The sequence below is a fragment of the Mucilaginibacter sp. P1_A3 genome (assembly GCF_056406855.1).
On sequence record NZ_JBFTZJ010000002.1, the window covers coordinates 196429 to 219102 of the forward strand.

Sequence of the window (22674 nt, forward strand, 5' to 3'; positions counted from 1 at the left end):
TAATATAATGAACAATAATTTTTTTACTATTACCTTGTTTTAATTCTATCTTTAAGGTTATTATACCTAATAACACAAACTTCTCCTAACGTTACATGAAGCCTAAGGCCCGGTTGTTGATCTTTTTGATGCAGTTGATTACGGCTGGCTTATTACATGCGCAAAATACTCAGTTCCAATTTTCGCATCTTGATTTAAACAGCGGCTTATCACACAGCTATGTTACTGCTATATTGAAAGATGATAAGGGATTTATGTGGTTTGGCACCGTCTCGGGTTTAAACAGGTACGATGGTTATAAATTTAAAATATTTAAACACGCTGCAAACGATACTACAACCATTAATGATGATTACATTTTAAGTATTACGGCCGGCCCGCAAAATAAGCTTTGGGTAGAAACCCGAAACGGTTTTAATATTTATGATCCAGTTACCGAAAAATTCAATCACGATGTTAATACCTACCTGCGGTCTATCGGCATTACCGATTACCATGTGGTATCTATAAAAAAAGATCGTTCTGGTAACTTCTGGTTTCTTAACCTTAATAAGGGCATTTACAAATACAACCCTAAAATCAATAAAACCATCCATCTAACGCATGCCGTCAACGATACCACATCTATAAATTCTGATGCGGTTTCTGATCTTGCACAGGACTCCAAAGGAAATTTATGGCTAACCTACGGTAGCGGCACACTTGAAAGGATGGACCCTAAAACGAATCGCGTAAATTACCGGTCGCGGATATTTCATGAAACTCCGGTTGGATTAAACTCATCCTATAAAATATTTATTGATAAGCAGGATGATATATGGGCGTTTGTACCTACGTACTCGGCAGGGGTATACTATATAAATATCAATAAACACATCTTTAAGCATATAGATAAAGGGAACGATCAATTGCATCTGAATACAGATGTAGTATCAAGCGTGATACAGGATGATAAGCAAAGGATTTGGATAGCGACAGACCATGGTGGCATAAACATTTTAAATAAACAGGATTTTAAAATTCAATATCTCCTAAATCGTGAGGATAACCAAAAAGCTATAGGCCAAAACAGTATTACCCTAATGTACAAGGATAATACTGGCATTATATGGGTTGGTACATACAAAAAAGGCGTGGGGTATTACCATGAAAGTATTATCAAGTTTCCGTTGTATACGCATCACATGGCCGATCCGTTTACTGATCCCCGTAGTTTAAGTTTTAGCGATATTAATTGTTTTGCCGAAGATAAAACAGGCAATATCTGGATAGGTACAAATGGGGGCGGCCTGATTTATTTCGACAGAAGGAACGGAACTTTTAAAACCTATTTGCACAGTGCAAGTAACTCCAACAGCCTTACCAATAATGTAATTGTGTGTTTGTATATAGATCATGATCAAAAGTTATGGATAGGGACTTATTTTGGTGGTTTGGATTATTTGGATGGCAACATATTTAAACACTACAAACATAACGATGCTCAGCCTGGCAGTATTTCGGAAGATAGGATTTGCGCTATCACAGAAGATGCCGCTCATAACCTGCTTGTTGGCACACTTTCGGCTGGCTTTAATGTATTGAATCGCAAAACACAGGGTTTTACTCATTATGTTTATAATCAGCGTGAAAATGCAATTCACTCCAATTATGTAAGTAAACTTTTGATAGATAGGTTTCAAAACTTATGGGTGGTTACATCCTATGGCGTTGACGTGCTGATGAAAAAAACTAACCAGTTTATACATTATGTGCATGACGAAAAAGACCCCAATAGCCTTATCAATAACAATACAAATAATATTTTTGAAGATGAAGATGGCCTCATTTGGATAAGTACCCGCGAGGGCATAAGTATATTTGATTACAAAACCGGCAAGTTCACTAACGTTACCAAGGTTGATGGTTTACCCGACAATATGGTGATAGATATGCAGCAGTATAACAGAAATAACATTTGGGTTAGCACGCCTAATGGTTTATCCAGCATTTTTATCGATCGTTCGGCGGCCAAGCTAAAGTTTCATTTTGTAAACTACAATGAAACAGAGGGATTGCAGGGACGGGAGTTTACCGAAAATTCATCATTTAAAACCCGCGAAGGGGAATTGTTGTTTGGCGGAGGAAACGGTTTTAACCTGTTTAAACCTTCAAATATCCTCACCAATAAGAAGCAACCCGGATTGATATTTACTGATTTCCAGGTATTTAATAAGAGTTTAAATGTTGGTGAAAAAGTTAATGGCAAGGTTTTATTGCCAAAATCAATAACAATTTTAAAAGATCTTAAACTCAACTATGATGATAACGTATTTGCCATAGAGTTTGCTGCACTTAATTATTTTAATCCTGATAAGGTAAAATATCAGTATAAAATGCAGGGCTTTGATAAGGAGTGGATCAATGCTGATAATAAAATAAGGAAAGCCACCTATACCAACCTTGACCCCGGTGATTATACCTTTAAAGTAAGGGCAGGTGATAATGATAGCTGGAATAATAGCGAACTAACTTTAAACATCAACATATCACCACCATTCTGGAAAACTACCTGGGCCTACATCATCTATATTGGCCTTACAGTTGGTTCGATATTGTATTTAAGACGGCGCGGTATTCAAAAACTGCGTGCGCAGTTTTCTATTGAGAAAGAGCGCGAAGAAGCGCAGCGCATGCATGAGTTGGATTTGATGAAAATCAAGTTCTTCACCAACGTTAGCCATGAGTTCCGTACTCCTTTATCGCTCATTATGGCGCCGGTTGATAAGATCCTTAAACAAATTAATGAGCCCGATGTACAGCGCCAGCTTATGTTGGTGAATCGTAATGCCAAACGTTTGCTCAACCTGGTTAATCAGCTGCTTGATTTCAGGAAGATGGAATACCAGGAATTAAAGCTACATAAAATGAATGGTGATATTATTGGTTTTATAAAAGACCTCTCGTTTGCCTTTAATGATGTAGCTGAGCAAAAGAATATCTGCTTTGTATTTGATACGGAAATAGAAACGTACTTTACCAGTTTTGATCATGATAAGATAGAAAGGATCATGTTCAACCTGCTCTCAAATGCTTATAAGTTTACGCATGCGGGTGGGCAGGTAAGTGTTTTAATTAACCTGATAGATAAGGGAGAAGAAATAGGGAGTCTATTGGAAATAAGGGTTGTGGATACCGGAATAGGCATCGCGGCCGATAAGTTGGAAAAGATCTTTGATCCGTTTTTTCAGAATGACTTGCCGGGATCTATGCTTAACCAGGGGAGTGGAATAGGTTTATCAATAACCAAGGAGTTTGTAAAGCTTCATGAGGGTGAAATTTTTGTAGAGAGCGAGTTGAACCAGGGAAGTTGTTTTACGGTATTGTTACCGGTAGTTCAGTTAGATATTAGTGTTTTTACAGATCCGCTTTTAGCGGTTGATCATGCCAATGATTTTTTAGCAGAAAACACCCTGCAAAAGAATGATATTCATAAAGAGAACCGGGATGGTAAAAAGGCAACCATATTATTGGTTGAGGATAATGAGGATTTTAGGTTTTATATTAAAGACAATTTAAAATCGACTTTTAATGTTATCGAAGCAGAAAATGGTAAAAAAGGATGGCAAAGGGCCCTGGCCCAACACCCCAATTTGATCGTGAGCGATATTAGTATGCCCGAAATGAACGGTATTGATCTTTGTTTAAAAATCAAGAATGATAAGCGCACTTCGCATATTCCTGTGATTTTACTAACTGCATTAACTGGCGAGGATCAGCAACTAAAGGGATTGGAAACCGGTGCAACGGATTATCTTACCAAGCCTTTTAACTTCGAGATATTGCAGTCAAAAATCAGGAACATATTGAGCCAGCAGGAAAGCATGCGCAAAACCTATACCAAGCAGGTGGAGGTAAACCCTACAGAAATGCATGTAGATTCGCCGGATGAGCTGTTTATTAAAAAAGTACTTATCCTCATTGACAACAATATCTCAAACCCCAACTTTTCTGTAGAGGAACTTAGCAACGATGTTTTTGTAAGCCGGTACACTTTATATAAGAAAATATTAGCCATGACCGGCAAAACGCCTAATGAATTAGTACGTTCCATGCGTTTAAAACGGGCGGCCCAGCTTTTAGAGACAGGCCATTTAACAATCTCGCAAATTTGCCATAAAGTAGGTTTTAAAAGCCAGAAATACTTTGTAAAGATGTTTAAGGCCGAGTACAATACCATTCCATCCAAATACATTGAAGGGATGGAAGAAGTAGAGGCTTAGGTTATCGCTTCTATAATAAGAAAATTCCCAATTGATTAAGCGCTTAAGTTGAGTTGACGTTTTAAAAGGTTTGTCATCCTGAGGAACGAAGGATCTATTCGCAGACTGTACAGGGCGAAGAAGCATGGCGAATAGCAGATCCTTCACTCTGTTCAGGATGACAAAAAGGTTTTTACGAACACGTTGTGCCCCCACATATATTCGGGTCGGACCGTAATCATTACTGCATTGGGAGGTTAGGAAAACCGAATTTACTAATGATCTATGTCGGCAATAAAATTCATGCCTGTAGTTGATACTATTATCTCACTTCAAAAAGTAATATCCTATTGGTATAGGTGCACATTTGTAACCTTTTAGAAGCTGCTTGTTGATTTATTTAAGGTTATATTTAATTAAATAATTGATAATCAATTAAATAAGTGTGGTTGACATTTGTGCCCCTATTTATCCACAACCATACTTTGTTTACCATATAATTTTACCCTCAACAAAACGAATATTCAATAATTGCATTTAGCACATCAGTTGAATATTAAACCTGAAGAATCAGTTTTAAATTTTAGTAAAGGCGGTTTCCCCAAATTTTTGGTCGCTTAACTGTGGATGTCGATAGATTTTTTTCGGTCGGCATTTACCTTAACCTATAATCTGTTGCTGGTTTAAATGAACGTGTTGTACCAATTAGCAAAACCAAAAATCAACAATAAATCAATTATCAACTAACCAATTATTATGCGAAAAATTCTACGAATAGCATTGCTGTTCATTTCCTTGATAGTGTGCGCCAGGGTATCGGCGCAAACCCAGGGAACAGTGATCAAAGGTACAGTAACCGACGAAAAAGATGTTACACTGCCGGGGGTAACAGTTACTGTAAAAGGTTCCCAGGCCAATGCCATTACTGATATTGACGGAAAATTTACCATCCAGGTGCCAGCGAACGGTAAAATACTCGTTTTTTCATTTATAGGGATGGAAAAACAGGAAGTTGCCATAGGGAACAAAAAAACGCTGAATATTAAACTGGTATCATCTTCAAAATCCTTATCAGAGGTAGTAGTAATCGGTTACGGTACCCAAAAAAGGGGAGATGTTAACGGAGCTATTTCTTCTATTACTGCTAAGGATATTGCTAACATCCCTCAACCAAGTGTTGATCAGATGTTGCAGGGAAAAGCAGCAGGTGTAACCATTACGCAAAACTCTGGTGGTCCCGGTAGTGCAACTTCGGTTCACATCAGGGGGATTACATCGTTTGGATCAAGTGAGCCATTATACGTTATTGATGGTGTTCCTGTACAGGGTGATGCCGGAAATTCTGGTACAAGCGGCCAATCGGTTCAGCTAACCCGCACAGGTGGTGGCCAGGAAGAAACAGGTGTTAGCCCACTTTCTCTGATCAACCCCAATGACATCGAATCTATTGATGTGTTAAAGGATGCATCGGCAACGGCTATTTATGGTAGCCGTGGTGCAAATGGGGTAATTATCATCACTACCAAAAAAGGTAAAGCAGGTAGCGCCAAGATCAATTACGACGGATCATACGGGATTCAAAAACAAGGTAAGTTTATTGAAATGATGAACCTGAAGCAATTTGCAAACCTTGAAAATGTACTTGCCGATGCTTTTGGTACCACAAGGCGCGGGGAATTTGCCAATGCCGACAATTTAGGTCCCGGTACAAACTGGCAAAAAGCTATTTTTAAAAATGCACCTATGCAAACCCATAACTTATCAGTATCAGGAGCAAAGGATGGATTAGATTATTACATATCAGGTGGTTACTTTAAACAGGAAGGTACCATTATTGGCAGCGATTTTAATCGTTACTCTTTCCACACAACTGTTAACTCCCAGGTAAAAGATTGGTTTAAATTGGGCACAACCTTTAATGCAAGCCGTAGTAACCAAAATGTAGGTTTGGGCGAAAATACAGGTATTGTTTATTATGCACTGCTAAGTGCACCAGATAGTCCGGTATATAATGCTGATGGCAGTTTTGCCGGCCCGGCAGTTACTTCTGGCGGCTTGGTTCAGGGGCAGGTTAACCCGGTTCAGCAAGCTTTAAGTCTTACAAATACACTGTTGAGGAACAATATTCAAGGTAGTATTTACGGCGATCTGCGTTTTTTTCCAGGTCTTACTTTGCATTCTGAATTGAATGGAAATTTCAACTTTACTAAAGCCAAAACTTTTCAGCCTACATACTCATACGGTTCAACAGGATCTGGGGCTGCATTTACAAATGCTACTGCGCGGTTAAATGAGTATAATACCGATGATACTTATTACAATTGGAAAGAGTTTTTAACTTACAATCATAACTTCGGTCATAAGCATGATATTACAGTATTGGCAGGTCATGAAGTATGGGAATCAACCTATAATGGTGTTTCGGCCGGTATTTCTGGCTTTACTGCCGGTAATACGTTGCAAACACTGGGTTTAGGTACTCAATCGTCAGATCTTATCGGCGAAAATAAAGGCAGCACTGTAATGGAATCATGGCTTGCACGTGGTATCTATACTTTTGATAACAAATACAGTGTTACGGCATCTATCCGTAGCGACCGTTCATCAAATTTTGCACCGGGTCATCAAACAGGGTATTTTCCTGGTGTTGCTGTTTCCTGGAGACTATCTGATGAAAAATTTATGGCAGGTATTAAACAATTTGCCGATAATATTAAAATTCGTGTAGGTTACGGTACTACAGGTAACTCCAATATTCCTGGTTACCGATACGGTTCGGCAATTACACCTGTTAGCACAGGTTTTGGTACAGGTTTTATTGTTGGTAACATTGCCAACCCTAACCTTACCTGGGAAACGGCCATCCAAAAAAATGCTGGTATTGATTTTAGCTTATTTAATAACCGCATAGACGGCTCGTTTGATGTGTATCAAAAAACATCAAAAAACTTCCTTTTTCAACAACCATTGCCGGCATTTTTGGTGGGTGGTACTGCTGAGTACTCTGGTGCTGCTGTATTGCAACCGCCATATAAAAATGCAGGTGAGATAGAGAACAAAGGTTTTGAGTTCAGCATCAACAGCCATAACATACAAGGGCAGGATTTTAAATGGACCACTACTTTAATTTTCTCAAAATACACCAATAAAGTAGTTTCATTAAATGGATATCCATCACTTATTGGTAACGAAAACACCAGCTACATCAGCTTGCCTGTTACAAACACGGTAGTTGGCGGTCCAATAGGCGAGTTTTACGGTTATAAGGTACAGGGCGTTATAAAAACTCCGGAGCAATTGTCTTACCTGGCTACACATCCTCAAAATGTTACAGGTGGTACTTCACCTGCTACCGTTACAAATGATCGTACGGTTGCTAACTCCATTTGGTTGGGTGATATTCAATACCAGGATACAAACCACGACGGCAAGGTTGATGGCACCGATCAAACAGCTCTGGGTAATCCAAACCCAACTTTTACTTATAGCATTACCAATACCTTTAACTACAAAGATTTTGATTTATCAATATTCCTGAACGGATCATATGGAGGCAAAATTTTAAATGCTTTACGTTATCAAACTGAAGGCTTATCAAGTCTTTACCAAAATCAAACAGCAGCGTCGGCAAACTTCTGGACTCCGGCCAATCCAAACTCAAACATTCCGGCGCCACGTGCAGGTATAGCTAATAATAACCTCGTAATGTCTGATCGCTTTTTGGAGAGCGCTTCATTCCTTAGGATTCAGAACGTAAGATTGGGTTATAACTTACCGGCCAGGTTAGCACGTTATGCAAAACTTAATCACTTAAAAGTATACGTGAGCGGCCAAAATCTGTATGTATTTACCAAATACACTGGTCTTGATCCAGAAATTGGTTCATTAAACCAAAGCCCCATTCTACAGAATATTGATAATGGCCGTTACCCAATACCCCGTACCATCATTTTGGGGCTTAATGCTGAGTTTTAAATCTTAACAAAGGAATTGACATGAAAAAACATATAAAATATATTTTAAGTATGGCCACCTTAGCAAGCATTGCTGCTACAGGTTGCAAAAAAGAATTTTTTAACCGCCCGCCCGAAAGCCAGACAACGGTAGGCAGCTACTACCAAACAGCCGAGCAGGTAAAATCAAGTACCAATGCACTTTACGCAGCGCCGTGGTTTGGGTTTAATACAAAGGCAGGCTGGTCTATAAGTGAATTAGCCAGCGGCAACGGGCGTACAGGATCATCAGATGTTGTTGCGTTCGGTAACTTCTCGGTATCTAACGGTAACTTTGAACTAAGCGCCGCCTGGAATTCATTATTTACGGTTATTGCGCAATCAAATGCGTTGTTAAACAATTTGCCTGCCAACGTGCCATCATCGGTACCTGCAAGCGTAGTAAATAATGCATTGGGCGAAGCGCGTTTGATGCGCGGCCTGGCTTACTTTTACTTAACCCGGTTATTTGGTAATGTTCCCTTGATTGAGAATCCGCTTGACCAGGTTAGCAATTTTCAAACAGTAAATACTAATCCTGTAACTGATGCTTATAAATTCATCATCAGGGATCTGAAATTTGCAGAAGCAAATTGCACGGTTGGCGTGGCCGGCACCGGCCACGTATCAAGTGGTTCAGCATCGGCGTTACTGGCAAAAGTTTACCTGTATCAGCAGGATTATGCAAACGCCCGCCTTGAAGCCGAAAAGGTAATCAACAGCGGAGAGTTTCAGTTATTTGGGTTAGATATTGCAGGCCAAACTTTTGAAGATCTGTTCAAGATAGCTAACAATAACAACAAAGAATCGGTTATTGCCCTACAATGGCTTGCAAATGCGGGCTACGGCTTTGGTAATGCGGTACAGGCATCATTTGCATACAGCAGTGCAATTACCCAAACAGGGGACGGCTACGGTGTATTGGCTCCAAGTTTTGATTTGATAGATGCTTATGCAGCCAGTGCTGGCGATTTACGAAGGAAAGCTACCATTATGCTGCCGGGTGATTACTACACTTATTTAGACCAGGCACAGGGCGGTTATACACTACCGGCAAATGCAAGCTCGCAGGGTACACATGCACAGATCAAGAAATATGTAGTCGGTTCTCCCGCTGATAACGGCGGTAAAAGCGCGTTTCAATCCACTGGCATGAATACCTATATTATGCGTTTATCCGATGTGTATTTAATTGCAGCGGAGGCAATATTAGGGCAATCGGCTGCTCCTGCAGTTGGGCACGGGTTAGATACCACTGCAAGTACTACAGATGCAACGGCTTTAAAATATTATAATAAAATAAGGCAAAGGGCAGGTGTTCAGCAAAAAACAAAGATCACCTTCAGGGATATCATTAAAGAAAGGCGCCTGGAGTTTGCTATAGAAGGCGATTACTGGTACGATCTGTGCCGTTTAGATGGTTTCAATTCTAAAACTCACCAGGTAGCCATTTCTATCATCAGCAAACAGGATAGGGGAGATTCAAGTACAGACACTCCACCGGTTAGGTATCATGATGGTACTTATACACCTAAGGATGCCGATTTCCTGTTCCCTGTTCCGGCAACAGAGGTAGCTGCAGATCCAAATTTAGTTAAAGAACCGGTTCCTTACGTATTCAAATAATTTTAGTCATGAAACAAGTAATTCTGAAATCAAAAAATATATACTGGATACTATCGGCTTTGATGGTATTTGGTTTAGCTTCCTGTAAAAAGGAACATAGTAACCTGGTAGGTGGTACCGGTGCGCCGGTAATAACATCGGTTGCTACGGCCAATAAATCAAAAACCGATACACTGATCACCATAACCACTACTTATGATGCTAATGGCGTGGCTACATCAAAAAGCGATACCAATCGTACACATAGTTCAGTTATCGCGTTTGATTCAACCACAACCGAAGGTAAAAAGCAAAACCTGTACGTTATAAAAGGTAAAAACCTGGGCAGTGTAACGCAGGTAAAGTTTAATGGCGTTTCGGCATATTTTAACGCTGCCCTGGTATCTGATAATACTATCGTTTTAAGTATTCCCCAGGATATTCCAACCGGGCCAGATCAACCTAATAAATTAACGGTAGTAACATTACATGGCAGTGTTGATTTTTCCTTTACCGTTTTAACGCCGCCGCCAACCGTTTCTAAGGTATCTGATTATAACTTTAGGGCTGGTTCGCAGATCACCTTATCAGGCGTGAGCTTTGCTACAGTAACTGCTATTACCATAAAAGGTACAACCGCAAATGCAACCATAGTAAGTAAAGTAGATACACAACTGGTTATTAAAATGCCTGCCACTACTATCAACAGGGCCAATCTTATATTTACTTATGCATCTGGTACAGCTACGTCATCCCAGGAGTTTGTTGACCTGGATAATGCTTACACTTTTTTCTATAAAGATGCATATCAAAATGGTTGGTCTGATAATTCATGGGCGCATCCATCGGGCTTGTCAACTGCTGCATCACACTCTGGTACTTCATCAATTGTGGCAACTTATCCCGCTGGTGGCTGGCAGATAGAGGGCATGGCTAACTGGTATCCAAGCGTTGATTACTCGCCAGATTATAAATACTTAACCTTTTGGGTTAAAGGCGGTACAGTTACACATACGTTGGTTTTAGTTGGCGATCAAATGGTTGGCGGTTACGGACAGGTTCAAAATGCCAATGCTTATGCAGCGCAGTTAATAGTTGTACCCGCAAAAGTGTGGACATATTATAAAATTCCGCTTGGGGCACGTACATCAACAAATCCTAACCTGCTTAATTTTTGGGCAAATGGAACTACATCCAAACAGCTTGGTTTCTTCCTGCAAGGCCAAAGTGGCGACGTAAATGAAACCATGTACTTTGATGAGATAGCATTTGTAAAATAATGTTCCCTCTTAATTTATGAATAATACCCTGGTTAAAATAGTTGATTAATTTTTAGGCCATCACTGGTTAAAATCTTAGCTGGTGGTGGCTTTTTAATGGTGATTAACATGAAAAATTTAATAGCAATGGCTTGCATATCGCTGTGGCTGGTTGATGTTGGTAGTCAAATAGAATTGCCTTTGCCGGTAGCCATTTAAATACCTTGATTAGTAACCTGTTTTGATTTCTTGTGATATAAATTATTTATGACAACAAGCAATGTAATGCGTGAGATTACCCCGCTGACAGCCGGCGATTGCTTTACTGTTTTCGCGAAAAGCGATAATAAATTTGACTCGCCGCTTCATTATCATGATGATTACGAGCTGCATTTGATTTTGAATGCAAAAGGTGCAAAGCGGGTAATAGGCGGCCATATGGAGGTAATTGATGATCTTGAACTGGTACTTATTGGCCCCGATCTTTACCATGGCTGGTTTACCAATGAATGTGAGAGTGAAGAAATAACGGAAGTTGTTATTCAGTTTCATAAAGATCTTTTTGATGAGAAATTTTTAAGGCGAAATCAACTTAGTTTCTTAAAGGGGATGCTTCAATATGCACCTATGGGAATCATATTTACTCCCGAAACGATTTTATCGGTAAAGGAGAAGATCTTGGCCTTGAATAAAAAAAGCGGGTTTATATCTGTTTTAGAACTTTTATCTATTCTGCACGAGTTGTCGACAGCGCCTGACATGAAAACACTGTCGGATCTGAGTTTTATAAATGAGCGGTTTTGCCATAATAGCCGGCGTATTGAAAAAGTGTTTGAGCACATGAACAATAACTATAACCGCCGGGTAACACTTGCCGAAGCTGCGCGGGTTATTCATATGCCCGAGGCTTCGTTCAGCAGGTTTATAAAAAAAAGTACCGGCAAAACCTTTACCGATAGTTTAAACGAAATAAGATTAGGGCACGCCTCACGGATGCTGGTAGATTCGACAACTACAGTGGCCGAGATAGCCTATCAATGCGGCTTTAATAACATATCAAATTTCAACAGGATATTTAAGCGTAAAAAGTCATGTATCCCCAAGGAGTTTAGGGAAACCTACCTGTTTAAATCAGTTTTTTAAGCACCAGTTCTGTTATAATCAATTTAAATATAGTAAATGAAAAATATAAAGGCTTGGATAGCTTTGCCCATTATCGCCCTGGCAGGTCTGGTAGCTTGTAAAAAAAGTAGCAAAGATACCAGCGGAACATCCGTTGATCAAACAACAACCATAACGCCTCAAAAAGACCCGGCACTCGCAAGCTCCGAAGGTTTTTTTATGGACGATTGGCAGCCTAAAACATTTGTTAAGCCCGGCACTACAACAAATGTAAGCAAGCCCTCGGGCAGTGCCGCGGTTAATGTTACTGTTGATTATAGTAATGTGATTACTAAGGTGCCGGTATCTGTTTATGGTAACAACACCAATCCGTTTATGGGGCAGTTTGTTACCGAACCTGTATTATTAAAATATATTAATGATCTGGCACCGCGTTTTTTGAGGTTTCCGGGTGGTGGTTTATCTGATGTTTATTTCTGGAACGGCACTCCCGGTAATCCTCCGGCAGATGTTCCCAATCAACTCCTGGATGCGGGTGGCAATACCGGTACAGCAGGTTACTGGTTTGGCAATAATACAGAGTCATGGACTTTTACCCTTGATAATTATTACAAAGCCCTCAATCAAACACATAGCAAAGGTATTATCACCATTAATTATGGTTATGCCCGTTATGGAACCAGCGCGCACCCCGATCAGGTGGCCGCGCATCTGGCGGCCGATTGGGTACGTTATGATAAAGGCAGAACCCGCTACTGGGAAATAGGTAATGAGAACTTTGGTACTTTCGAAACCGGGTATTGGATTGATCAGTCGCTTAATAGAGATGGGCAGCCAGCCAAACTTACCGGCGCACTATATGGGCAGCATTTTAAAGTGTTTGCCGATTCGATGCGCAAAGCCGCGTTGGAAGTAGGAGCTGAGATAAAAATTGGGGCTGTGTTGACCGAAACAGCTGTATCTGCATCAAACGCTATTCCCGGGTGGAACGCGGGAGTAATAGGCGGGGCAGGGAATACTGCCGATTTCTATATTGTGCATAATTACTATACGCCATATAACGCTAACGTATCTGCATCAGCTATACTGGCTACACCACAGCCGGTTACATCATCAATAATGCAGTTTGTGACCAGTCAGGTAACCGGCGCCGGGGCCAAACAATTACCTATTGCGTTTGATGAATGGAATATACAGGCTATGGGCGGAACTCAAAACACTTCAAATATTGCGGGCATCCATGCGGCCATGACCGAAGGCGAGATCATCAAAAATAAATTTGGACAGGCCAGCCGCTGGGACCTTGCAAATGGCTGGAGTAGTGGTGATGATCAGGGAATGTTTAACAATCCTTTTAATAAAGACAATGAGCCGGGTGCCGATAGATGGAACGCACGGCCTGCCTTTTATTATATGTACTTTTTTCAGCAGTTTTTTGGCGATAGGATGGTGACCTCAACGGTTGAGGGCTCGGCAGATATTTTTAGTTACGCGTCGTCATTTACATCGGGCGAAGCTGGAGTGATCCTGGTAAACAGGTCAAAAACAGCTACCCGGGTAAATGTTAAAATATCCAATTTCGCGGCAGGCACGTCTTACTACTTCTATACTTTAAACGGCGGAACTGATAATGGCGATTTCTCGCGCAAGGTATATGTAAACGGAGTAGGGCCTGCAGGTGCATCGGGTGGCCCTGCAAATTATCTTACTGTTCCGGCTGGTTTGGCGCCTATTGATGGTGGAATAAATGTTACAGTTCCGGCTTATGGGGCGATTTTTTTAGTGGCCGACAAAAAGTAAGTTATAGTTCGGTGAGTGTTCCAAACGAAATATAACGAACACTATACCAAAAACAATAAATTTCATTTAATACCACTGATTATTAAATTGTTGCATCGTTTTGATTACGACATCACTTGTCGTAATCAAAATCATTGCTTGTTATCCCAAAGCCTGTTGGTAACAACCTCCCCTATAACCTGCTGCCTGTAACAGACTATAAAAAAAAGCATTGCAACCCCTATAAAACTGAAGAATGAATGTACCTGGATCATTACAATAAATAAATGTATCCTATATTTAGGCAATGAAAAATGTGATAAAAACCTGCATCATTCTATTGCTGATTACCAAAGCCGCATTTGCCCAGCAAAAAACCTTTACCAATCCCCTGTTGCCATCTGGTGCCGATCCCTGGGTTATTTATAAGGATGGCTTTTATTATTATACCAATTCATTAGGGAACAGGCTTGCTATATGGAAAACAAAGGATTTGACGCAATTGAACTTAGCCGAGAAAAAAACGGTATGGCTGCCGCCGCCGGGTGGTAGCTATTCAAAAGAATTGTGGGCACCCGAACTTCATTTTTTTAAAGGTAAATGGTATATGTATTTTGCTGCCGATGATGGCAATAACAATAATCACCGCATTTATGTGATTGAAAACTCCGCTGCTGATCCTTTACAAGGCAATTGGGTTTTTAAAGGGCAGGTAGGTGACGAGACCAATAAATGGGCTATTGATGCTTCGGTATTTGAAAACAATGGGCAACTGTATATGATATGGGCCGGATGGGAGGGCGATGTTAATGAACAACAGAATATTTATATCGCTAAAATGAAGGATCCTTATACCATAGATGGTTCGCGGGTGAAAATATCAAGTCCGGTTTATGACTGGGAAAAGTATGGTGATTTGGGTGCAGCCTCAAACCCGCCACATGTAAATGTAAATGAGGGTCCTGAAATATTAAAGCACAAGGATAAATTGTTCCTGGTATACTCTGCCAGCGGCTGCTGGACAGATTATTACGCCCTGGGCATGCTTACTGCATCAAAAAATAGTGATCTGATGGACCCTTCCTCATGGAAAAAATCAGCTCAGCCGGTATTTAAGCAATCACCCGAGAATGGCGTTTATGCGCCCGGTCATAATTCTTTTTTCAAATCTCCCGATGGTACCGAGGATTGGATCCTTTATCATGCCAACTCAAAACCGGGCCAGGGCTGCGGCAATGACCGCTCGCCACGGGCACAAAAATTCGGCTGGAAAAAAGATGGCTCACCTGATTTTGGCATACCTTTAAAGGAAGATACTGCTATAGCTGTGCCATCGGAAAAACGATAGTAAATTATATTTTATGATTTAAAAACAATAAAAATATCAACGTAATAATAAGTGTTGTAACAAGTTTGTTATATAGCAATTTGATAGGCTGCCAAATTGTTAAAAATTTGCTTTGCTGGTTAAAATTCGTTTAATTACTGAATAAATATTAACTGCATGCCTAAACGATATCCTGCCAAAATAATATGTTGTTTTGTACTGGTCCTGTTATGCAAAACCGCATCAGCACAAGCCGATGCCGATAGTGCAGTTTACGACACCGCAGTTACCAATGTAGTCAATCGTTTTTACCAGGGCGTTGGTGAGCAATCGCGCTTATATAACGGCCTGGTTTATGATTCATATGATTCTTCGATAAAAGGCAATGCCTACCTGGATGATATTGATGGGTGGAGGAGCGGCTCGGTTGCCTATGACGGGCAGACCTTTGAAAACGTACCCATGATTTATGATTTATATACCGACCAGCTGGTGGTATTATTATATAATCATGCTTCTCCATTCGCTTTAATACCCAACAAAGTTTCCAGCTTTTATCTTCACGCACGTCATTTTATTAGAGTGGCAGGTACCAATACTGGTATTAAAAGCGGTTTCTATGAACAATTGTATGGCGGCCGGTCGCAGGCGCTAAAAAAGGTAGAAAAAGTGATTAAATCCACTTCGGCGTCAACTGGCAGAGAGCGGTATTTTACCTTATTAAATGAAACTCCCGATTACTTTATCAAAAAAGGCAATACTTATTATAAGGTGAGTAGCCAGGGTTCTGTGTTAAATTTATTTGTTGATAAAAAGAAAGAACTTAAGCAATATATTAAGGATAAGCATATACAGTTTGATGGTCTTTTTGAGTTAGCGCTCACCTCAGTTGCAAAGTATTATGATAGCTTAACCAATTAATATGAAAAAAATCTACTTTACTATTATTCTTTTCTTAGCGGTTAAATTATTACATGCACAGGGTATTTCAAAAAATATAAGCGTTAATTTTCAGCTGGCCACGGTTGAACAATTTGCAACTGAGCTTGAAGTAAAAAGCGGCTACCATTTTTATTATGATCGTACGCAATTTGATAGCTTAAAAATAACACTCCAGGCAAATGATCAGCCTTTAGTTAATATACTCAGCCTGGCATTTCACAATACTGTTTATCATTATGCAATAGTGGCATCCAAAATGCAGGTTTTTTTAACCCGCGAAAAGGAGATCCTGACGCAACCGGCTGCCGGCTATTTTAATGTTAAACCCGGGCAGGTACAGCCGGTTGTTTCATCGCCGGTAATTGACTTTACAACAACTCCTGTTAAAAAGCCGGTAATTGAATCAACATTAGAAAATAAGTTGTATGAAATAGGTATAAAAACCAACGATATAAAAGCGGGCAAGGCAACCATATCGGGGTATGTAAAAAGCAGTAAATCTGGCGGGGCTATAGCCGGGGCAAGCATTTATGTAAGCAATTCAAGCCTGGGTGTAACGACAGATCAGTTTGGCTATTATACCCTTGCATTACCTCGCGGAAAGCAACTTTTAATAGTTAAAGGAATAGGCATGAAAGATGCCCGCAGGCAAATTATGTTGTATACCGATGGGGAACTTAATATTGAATTGCAAGACCAGGTAACCACCTTAAAGGAGGTAAAAATATCGGCCGATAAAGTAGCCAACGTGCGCAGTACCGAAATGGCCGTGAGCAGGCTGGACATTAAAAGTATAAAGCAAGTACCCGCTGTTTTTGGGGAGGCCGATGTTTTACGCATTGTGTTAACGCTGCCAGGCGTGCAAACAGTAGGCGAGGCCACTACAGGCTTCAACGTTAGAGGGGGCGCTGCCGATCAAAACCTCATATTGCTTGATGATAAAACAATTTATAACCCTGCCCACTTTTTTGGTTTCTTCGCGGCCTTTAACCCCGATATTGTAAAGGGGATTGAGTTGTATAAAAGCACCATACCGGAAAAATTTGGCGGTCGCTTATCGTCGGTGCTTGAGGTAACCAATAGGGAGGGCAACAAAAAAGTGTTTACCGGTTCGGCAGGTATAGGCTTGCTTACCAGCAGGCTTAATGTTGAAGGCCCAATTGTAAAAGATAAAACCTCGTTCATATTTGGCGGCCGTACCAGCTATTCAGATTGGTTGCTGAAGTTATTACCCCAGGCGTATAAACATAGTCATGCTTCATTTTATGATCTTAACCTTGATCTTAGCCACCAGGTAAATAAGGATAATAACATTTATGTATCCACTTATATCAGCAGTGATAATTTCAGGTTAAACAGCGATACTACTTACAGCTATAGTAATAGAAATGCCAACATAAAATGGAAGCACAACTTTAACAGTAAGCTGTACAGTTTGTTAACCGTAGGTTACGATGGTTATAAATATGATATTGCAAGCAGTGCGAACCCAGTAAATGCCTACAAACTTAAATTTGGCATCAACCAAACCAATTTAAAAGCCGATTTTACCTATTACCTTAACAGGAATAATACCCTTGATTTTGGTTTAAGCACCATTTATTATAAGCTAAACCCCGGCAGCGAAACGCCAAATAACGCATCCTCATTAATAGTGCCCGATAACGTCGCAGATGAACAGGCACTGGAAAGTGCTATTTACCTGGGCGATAAATATGATATAACGCCCGATTTTACGATAAGTGCCGGCATCAGGTATTCGCTGTTTAATTACCTTGGCTCGCAAACCATTCGTAATTATGCGCCGGGCTTACCGCGCACTCCTTTAAATGTGGTTGATAGCACAAACTATGGCGGAGGCAAGGTAATTAAAACCTATTCGCGCCCCGAAATCAGGGTATCGGCACGCTATAATATAGATGATGACCTGTCATTAAAGGCCAGCTATAATACACTTGCGCAATATATTCACCAGTTATCAAACACCACTGCCATATCGCCTATTGACATTTATAAACTGAGCGATCCTAATATTAAACCCCAATATGGGAGCCAGGTATCATTTGGCGTATTTAAAAATGCAAAGCAAAATACCATTGAAACATCGGTTGAAGTATACTATAAGCATATTGATAATTACCTTGATTATAAAAGCGGTGCCAAGTTGATAATGAGCCACGCTGTTGAGCAGGAGGTATTAAACACCCAGGGTAAAGCTTATGGTGTTGAACTTTCTGTACGTAAAACAACCGGTAAGTTAAACGGATGGATTAATTATACCTACTCGCGCACATTTTTAAAGCAGGATGATGCTATTGCCGGTCAGCTGATAAATGGAGGGGCATACTACCCGGCTAATTACGATAAGCCCCATAGCTTTAACTTTACGGGCAATTATCGTATTACCCACCGTTACAGCATTTCGCTGGATGTAACTTATAGCACAGGCCGGCCTATTACGTTGCCTATTGCCAAGTATTATTCAAATGGGGCCGAGCGTGTTTTTTACTCAGGCAGGAACAAATACCGGATCCCTGATTATTTCAGGTCCGATTTTTCTATCAATATAGATGGAAACCATAAAGTTCATCAAACTTTCCATAACTCTTGGACGGTGGGTGTGTACAATTTAACCGGACGGCAAAACGCTTATTCAACATTTTTTCAGCAGCAGGGGGGAGTTATCAATTCATACCAACTATCCATTTTTGCGCGGCCGATACCATTTATAAATTATAATATCCGGTTTTAATGTTGATGCTAAAGTATAAGAACTGAATAAAAAGGATTTTGAATTAGTGCGATGAAAAAAATATTATACATTTTATTTGTGCTGGCAGGGGCAACGGGTTGTAAAAAGCAACTCACGATTGCGCCTTCGGCTAAGATAACCAGTTACCTGGTTGTTGATGGCAATATCTCGTCTGGCGATTCTACTACTATAACCCTGCGCCGTACGGTAAACCTGGATAGTAATTCAAGGGCGAACCCCGAGCTGGGCGCTACAGTAACAGTTGAAGGTGCTGGTGGTGCAAGTTATAAGTTGAATAGTAAAGGCGGAGGGGTTTATGTATCCGCACCTTTAAACTTGTCGTCCGGCGAAAAATACAGCCTTAAAATTACTACATCAAATGGCGGTAAATATGCTTCGGATTTTGTACAGGTAAAAAACTCGCCCCCCATTGATAGCGTAAGGACTGCTGTAAAGAATGATGGCTTGCAAATAGGTGTTGATACGCATGATGCGAGTAATAACAGCAAATATTACAGGTGGGAGTATACGGAAACCTACCAGATCCAAAGTGCATTTGAATCGCAGATTATTGTAGTTAAAAACGATTCACCGCCACCACCAGACATTCAGACTCCCAGAACTCCCGAAAAAAAAGTATACAATTGCTGGGTAAGCGATACATCTAACTCCATAATTACAGGTTCATCGGCAAAGCTTGCCGCGGATAAAATAAGCGATGCGCCTATGGCGCTAATTACAGCCAATTCAGAAAAGCTTCGCCTCAGGTATAGCATATTAATAAAGCAGTATGTGATTACGGCCGAGGCCTTTAATTATTTTGAGCTTTTAAAGAAAAACACCGAGCAGATAGGAGGGATTTTCGATCCCCAACCATCGGAGTTAACGGGTAATCTGCATTGCCTTAGCAATCCTAATGAGCCTGTTATCGGTTTTGTGACCGTGGGCCAGGTGGCGCAAAAAAGAATTTTTGTTGATAAGGCTAATCTTCCCGGAAACTGGGTGCCCGAAACTCCATATGGCAGCTGTCAGTTAAATACACTGCTATACGCGCGCAAGGTAACAAGTACTATTCCAACAATTCCACCAATATATGTCAATGAAGTAAATGATCTGATTTATGGGGGCTTTCAGTTAGCGGTTGATTATGCTCCGGGAGGGTACCTGGCATCAACACCATTATGTGTGGATTGTACATTACGGGGAACAAATAAAAAACCATCGTTTTGGAAATAAAAAATTATAAGCTATGAGAAAAATCAGTGTTGTTTTTTTCGCATTCGCGATGTTGACCTTAACCAAATCGTTTGGACAGGTATTGCCCGATGTGCAGAATAGCTTTAAAGAGTATACCTCAAATACCCTGCAGGAAAAGCTGTATGTACATACCGATAAAAACGGCTATACCGCAGGTGAATTGCTGTGGTTTAAGGTATACAACGTAGATGGCATTTTTATGAAGCCGCTTAACCTAAGTAAAGTTGTGTATGTAGAGGTGCTTGACGAAAAACAGAACCCTGTTTTGCAAACTAAAATAGCCATGAAGGATGGTGCCGGAAGTGGCTCTTTATATATCCCGGTTAACTTATCAACAGGTAATTTTGTGTTGAGGGCTTATACCAGCTGGATGAAAAATTTTAGTCCCGATTACTATTATTCAAAAAAGCTAATCATCATTAACCCGTTGAAAAGTCCGGATAAAGCAGATAAGAAAGCATTGCCAGCCTATGATGTTCAGTTTTTTCCGGAAGGTGGTAATTTGGTTAACGGTATTACAAGTATAATAGGCGTAAAGGCCGCAGACCAATGGGGTAAAAGTGTAGATTTTAAAGGAGCGATTTTAAATCAGAGGAACGACACCTTAGTGAGGTTTCAACCTCTTAAATTTGGTATTGGCCATTTTACTTTCAAGCCCGAAAATGGTGTGGCATACCATACTATTATAAACATTGCCGGTAAAGTAATCCAAAAAGAGCTGCCGCCGGTTTACGCCAATGGTTACGTAATGAATTTAAAAGATAATGGCAATGGTCAGTTATCGGTTACTGTGCGAACAAATTTACCATCAAAAGATATTTACCTGTTTGCCCACACCCGAAACGTGATCAAGCTTGTTGAAACCGCAGTTAATAATAATGGCACAATTACATTCACCATTGATAAGAATAAACTGGGCGAGGGTATATCACAAATTACCATTTTTGATGCCGATAAAAAGCCTGTTTGCGAACGCTTATATTTCAAGCGCCCAATTAAAAGTATGGCCATTGAAGCCAATACGGACGCGCTGCAATATACTATCCGCAAAAAAGTTGCTGTTGCTATAAGTGCAAAGGATCAGGGCAATAAGCCTGTGGCTGCTGATTTGTCATTATCAGTCTATAGGCTGGATTCTTTACAACATAATGATCAGGAAAATATACTAAGCTATTTATGGCTAAGATCTGATCTGAAAGGAAATATTGAATTGCCCGGATACTATTTTAAAAACACCAATGCCACGGCAGATGAGGCTTTAGATAACCTGATGCTTACACAAGGCTGGAGAAGTTTTGCCTGGAATGATGTATTGAGTAAAAAAGCGCCGGTATTTAACTTTTTACCAGAGCTTAACGGGCCCATTATTACGGCTAAGATCACTAATAAATTAAATGAGCAACCAGAAAAAGATATTGTTGCTTATTTGGGTATACCGGGCAAACATATACAACTATACTCGGCAAAAAGCGATGCCCGTGGCCGGCTGATCTTTAACATGAAAGAGTTTTATGGGCAAAATGAGGTTGTTGCTGAAACCAATACTACTATTGACACCAATTACAGGATTGATATTTTAACTCCATTTTCTGAACGGTTTGCTCCTATAGCATTACCGCGCCTGGATGTGACCCCTGCTATGCAAACAACATTTGAAGATCAAACCATAGCCATGCAGGTGCAGAATATTTACAACGGTCCCCGGATGAAACAGTTTAACGAGCCATATGTAGATACCAGCGCATTTTATGGCCCACCGTTTAAAACTTATCTTTTAGATAATTACACCCGATTTACAACTATTGAAGAGGTAATGCGCGAGTATATCAGGGAAGTTAACGTATTTCATACGCGTAACCAGTTTAGGGTAAGGGTAGTCAGCGGGATTGGTTTCCTGGGCGAAGAAGACCCCATGGTGCTGATTGATGGTGTGCCATTTTTTAATATGAATAAAGTATTTGCTGTTGATCCGCTTAAAATTCGCAAGCTGGAGGATGTGCCTTTTAATTACTCCCTGGGTGCATCTTATGAAAAAGGGATACTAAGCCTCACAAGCTATAAAGGCGACCTTGGTGGTGCCGAAATAGACCCGCACGCGGTGGTGTTGGATTATGAAGGATTGCAGCAGCAGCGCCAATTTTATTCACCTGCGTATGATACCGATGAGCAAGCTGCAAGTCATATGCCCGATTTTAGGAACGTGTTGTATTGGGCTCCATCTGTAAATACAGGCGCTGCCGGTAAAAAGCAGGTGTCGTTTTATACTTCAGATCAACCGGGGAAATATATTGGTGTGATAGAAGGTATTACCCCTAACGGCGAAGCTGGTAGCCAAACCTTTAGTTTTGAGGTTACACCCGGTTATTCAACACAGGTAAATAAGTAAAACTGTTTTGAT

General features: G+C 40.4%; 11 protein-coding genes. All 11 read left to right on the plus strand.

Translation table 11 applies throughout. The annotated features are described in order from the left end of the window. Window positions 1–95: 95 nt before the first annotated feature. The 11 genes from AC1D0K_RS05140 to AC1D0K_RS05190 all read left to right on the plus strand — a co-directional run bounded on the left by AC1D0K_RS05140 (window position 96) and on the right by AC1D0K_RS05190 (window position 22662). On the plus strand, window positions 96–4262 hold the full coding sequence (locus tag AC1D0K_RS05140; RefSeq protein WP_477392275.1) for a hybrid sensor histidine kinase/response regulator: 4167 nt from the start codon (window positions 96–98) through the stop codon (window positions 4260–4262). Between the two features lie 735 nt (window positions 4263–4997). Then, window positions 4998–8216, plus strand: coding sequence for a SusC/RagA family TonB-linked outer membrane protein (locus AC1D0K_RS05145; RefSeq protein ID WP_477463013.1), 3219 nt, complete (start codon window positions 4998–5000; stop codon window positions 8214–8216). Window positions 8217–8236: 20 nt separating this feature from the next. Beyond that, entirely contained in the window at window positions 8237–9859 is a 1623-nt protein-coding gene (locus AC1D0K_RS05150; protein ID WP_477392279.1) for a RagB/SusD family nutrient uptake outer membrane protein, read from the plus strand. Window positions 9860–9867: 8 nt separating this feature from the next. Beyond that, window positions 9868–11118, plus strand: coding sequence for an IPT/TIG domain-containing protein (locus AC1D0K_RS05155; protein WP_295721194.1), 1251 nt, complete (start codon window positions 9868–9870; stop codon window positions 11116–11118). Between the two features lie 246 nt (window positions 11119–11364). After that, entirely contained in the window at window positions 11365–12240 is an 876-nt protein-coding gene (locus tag AC1D0K_RS05160) for an AraC family transcriptional regulator (protein ID WP_295721193.1), read from the plus strand. Window positions 12241–12276: 36 nt separating this feature from the next. Beyond that, a complete protein-coding gene (locus tag AC1D0K_RS05165; protein WP_477392282.1) occupies window positions 12277–14019 on the plus strand; it encodes an alpha-L-arabinofuranosidase in 1743 nt (580 codons plus the stop codon). 286 nt (window positions 14020–14305) lie between these two features. Then, a complete protein-coding gene (locus tag AC1D0K_RS05170) occupies window positions 14306–15346 on the plus strand; it encodes a glycoside hydrolase family 43 protein (protein ID WP_477392284.1) in 1041 nt (346 codons plus the stop codon). 156 nt (window positions 15347–15502) lie between these two features. Next, the gene (locus AC1D0K_RS05175) at window positions 15503–16246 is read left to right on the plus strand and encodes a hypothetical protein (RefSeq protein ID WP_477442181.1); all 744 of its coding nucleotides are present in this window, start codon (window positions 15503–15505) and stop codon (window positions 16244–16246) included. Between the two features lies 1 nt (window position 16247). Continuing rightward, window positions 16248–19019 carry a TonB-dependent receptor gene (locus AC1D0K_RS05180; protein WP_477392288.1) on the plus strand — a complete coding sequence of 924 codons (2772 nt, stop codon included), beginning with the start codon at window positions 16248–16250 and terminating at the stop codon, window positions 19017–19019. Window positions 19020–19070: 51 nt separating this feature from the next. Then, entirely contained in the window at window positions 19071–20255 is a 1185-nt protein-coding gene (locus AC1D0K_RS05185) for a DUF4249 domain-containing protein (RefSeq protein ID WP_477392290.1), read from the plus strand. Between the two features lie 13 nt (window positions 20256–20268). Then, a complete protein-coding gene (locus AC1D0K_RS05190; RefSeq protein ID WP_477442183.1) occupies window positions 20269–22662 on the plus strand; it encodes a hypothetical protein in 2394 nt (797 codons plus the stop codon). The last annotated feature ends 12 nt before the right edge of the window (window positions 22663–22674 follow it).

What these genes read in the sequence shown, in the direction of transcription:
- AC1D0K_RS05175 (WP_477442181.1), top strand. Translation starts at nt 15,503, where the DNA reads ATGCCTAAACGATATCCTGCCAAAATAATATGTTGTTTTGTACTGGTC.
- AC1D0K_RS05140 (WP_477392275.1), top strand. Translation starts at nt 96, where the DNA reads ATGAAGCCTAAGGCCCGGTTGTTGATCTTTTTGATGCAGTTGATTACG.
- AC1D0K_RS05180 (WP_477392288.1), top strand. Translation starts at nt 16,248, where the DNA reads ATGAAAAAAATCTACTTTACTATTATTCTTTTCTTAGCGGTTAAATTA.
- AC1D0K_RS05165 (WP_477392282.1), top strand. Translation starts at nt 12,277, where the DNA reads ATGAAAAATATAAAGGCTTGGATAGCTTTGCCCATTATCGCCCTGGCA.
- AC1D0K_RS05155 (WP_295721194.1), top strand. Translation starts at nt 9,868, where the DNA reads ATGAAACAAGTAATTCTGAAATCAAAAAATATATACTGGATACTATCG.
- AC1D0K_RS05160 (WP_295721193.1), top strand. Translation starts at nt 11,365, where the DNA reads ATGACAACAAGCAATGTAATGCGTGAGATTACCCCGCTGACAGCCGGC.
- AC1D0K_RS05150 (WP_477392279.1), top strand. Translation starts at nt 8,237, where the DNA reads ATGAAAAAACATATAAAATATATTTTAAGTATGGCCACCTTAGCAAGC.
- AC1D0K_RS05170 (WP_477392284.1), top strand. Translation starts at nt 14,306, where the DNA reads ATGAAAAATGTGATAAAAACCTGCATCATTCTATTGCTGATTACCAAA.
- AC1D0K_RS05185 (WP_477392290.1), top strand. Translation starts at nt 19,071, where the DNA reads ATGAAAAAAATATTATACATTTTATTTGTGCTGGCAGGGGCAACGGGT.
- AC1D0K_RS05190 (WP_477442183.1), top strand. Translation starts at nt 20,269, where the DNA reads ATGAGAAAAATCAGTGTTGTTTTTTTCGCATTCGCGATGTTGACCTTA.
- AC1D0K_RS05145 (WP_477463013.1), top strand. Translation starts at nt 4,998, where the DNA reads ATGCGAAAAATTCTACGAATAGCATTGCTGTTCATTTCCTTGATAGTG.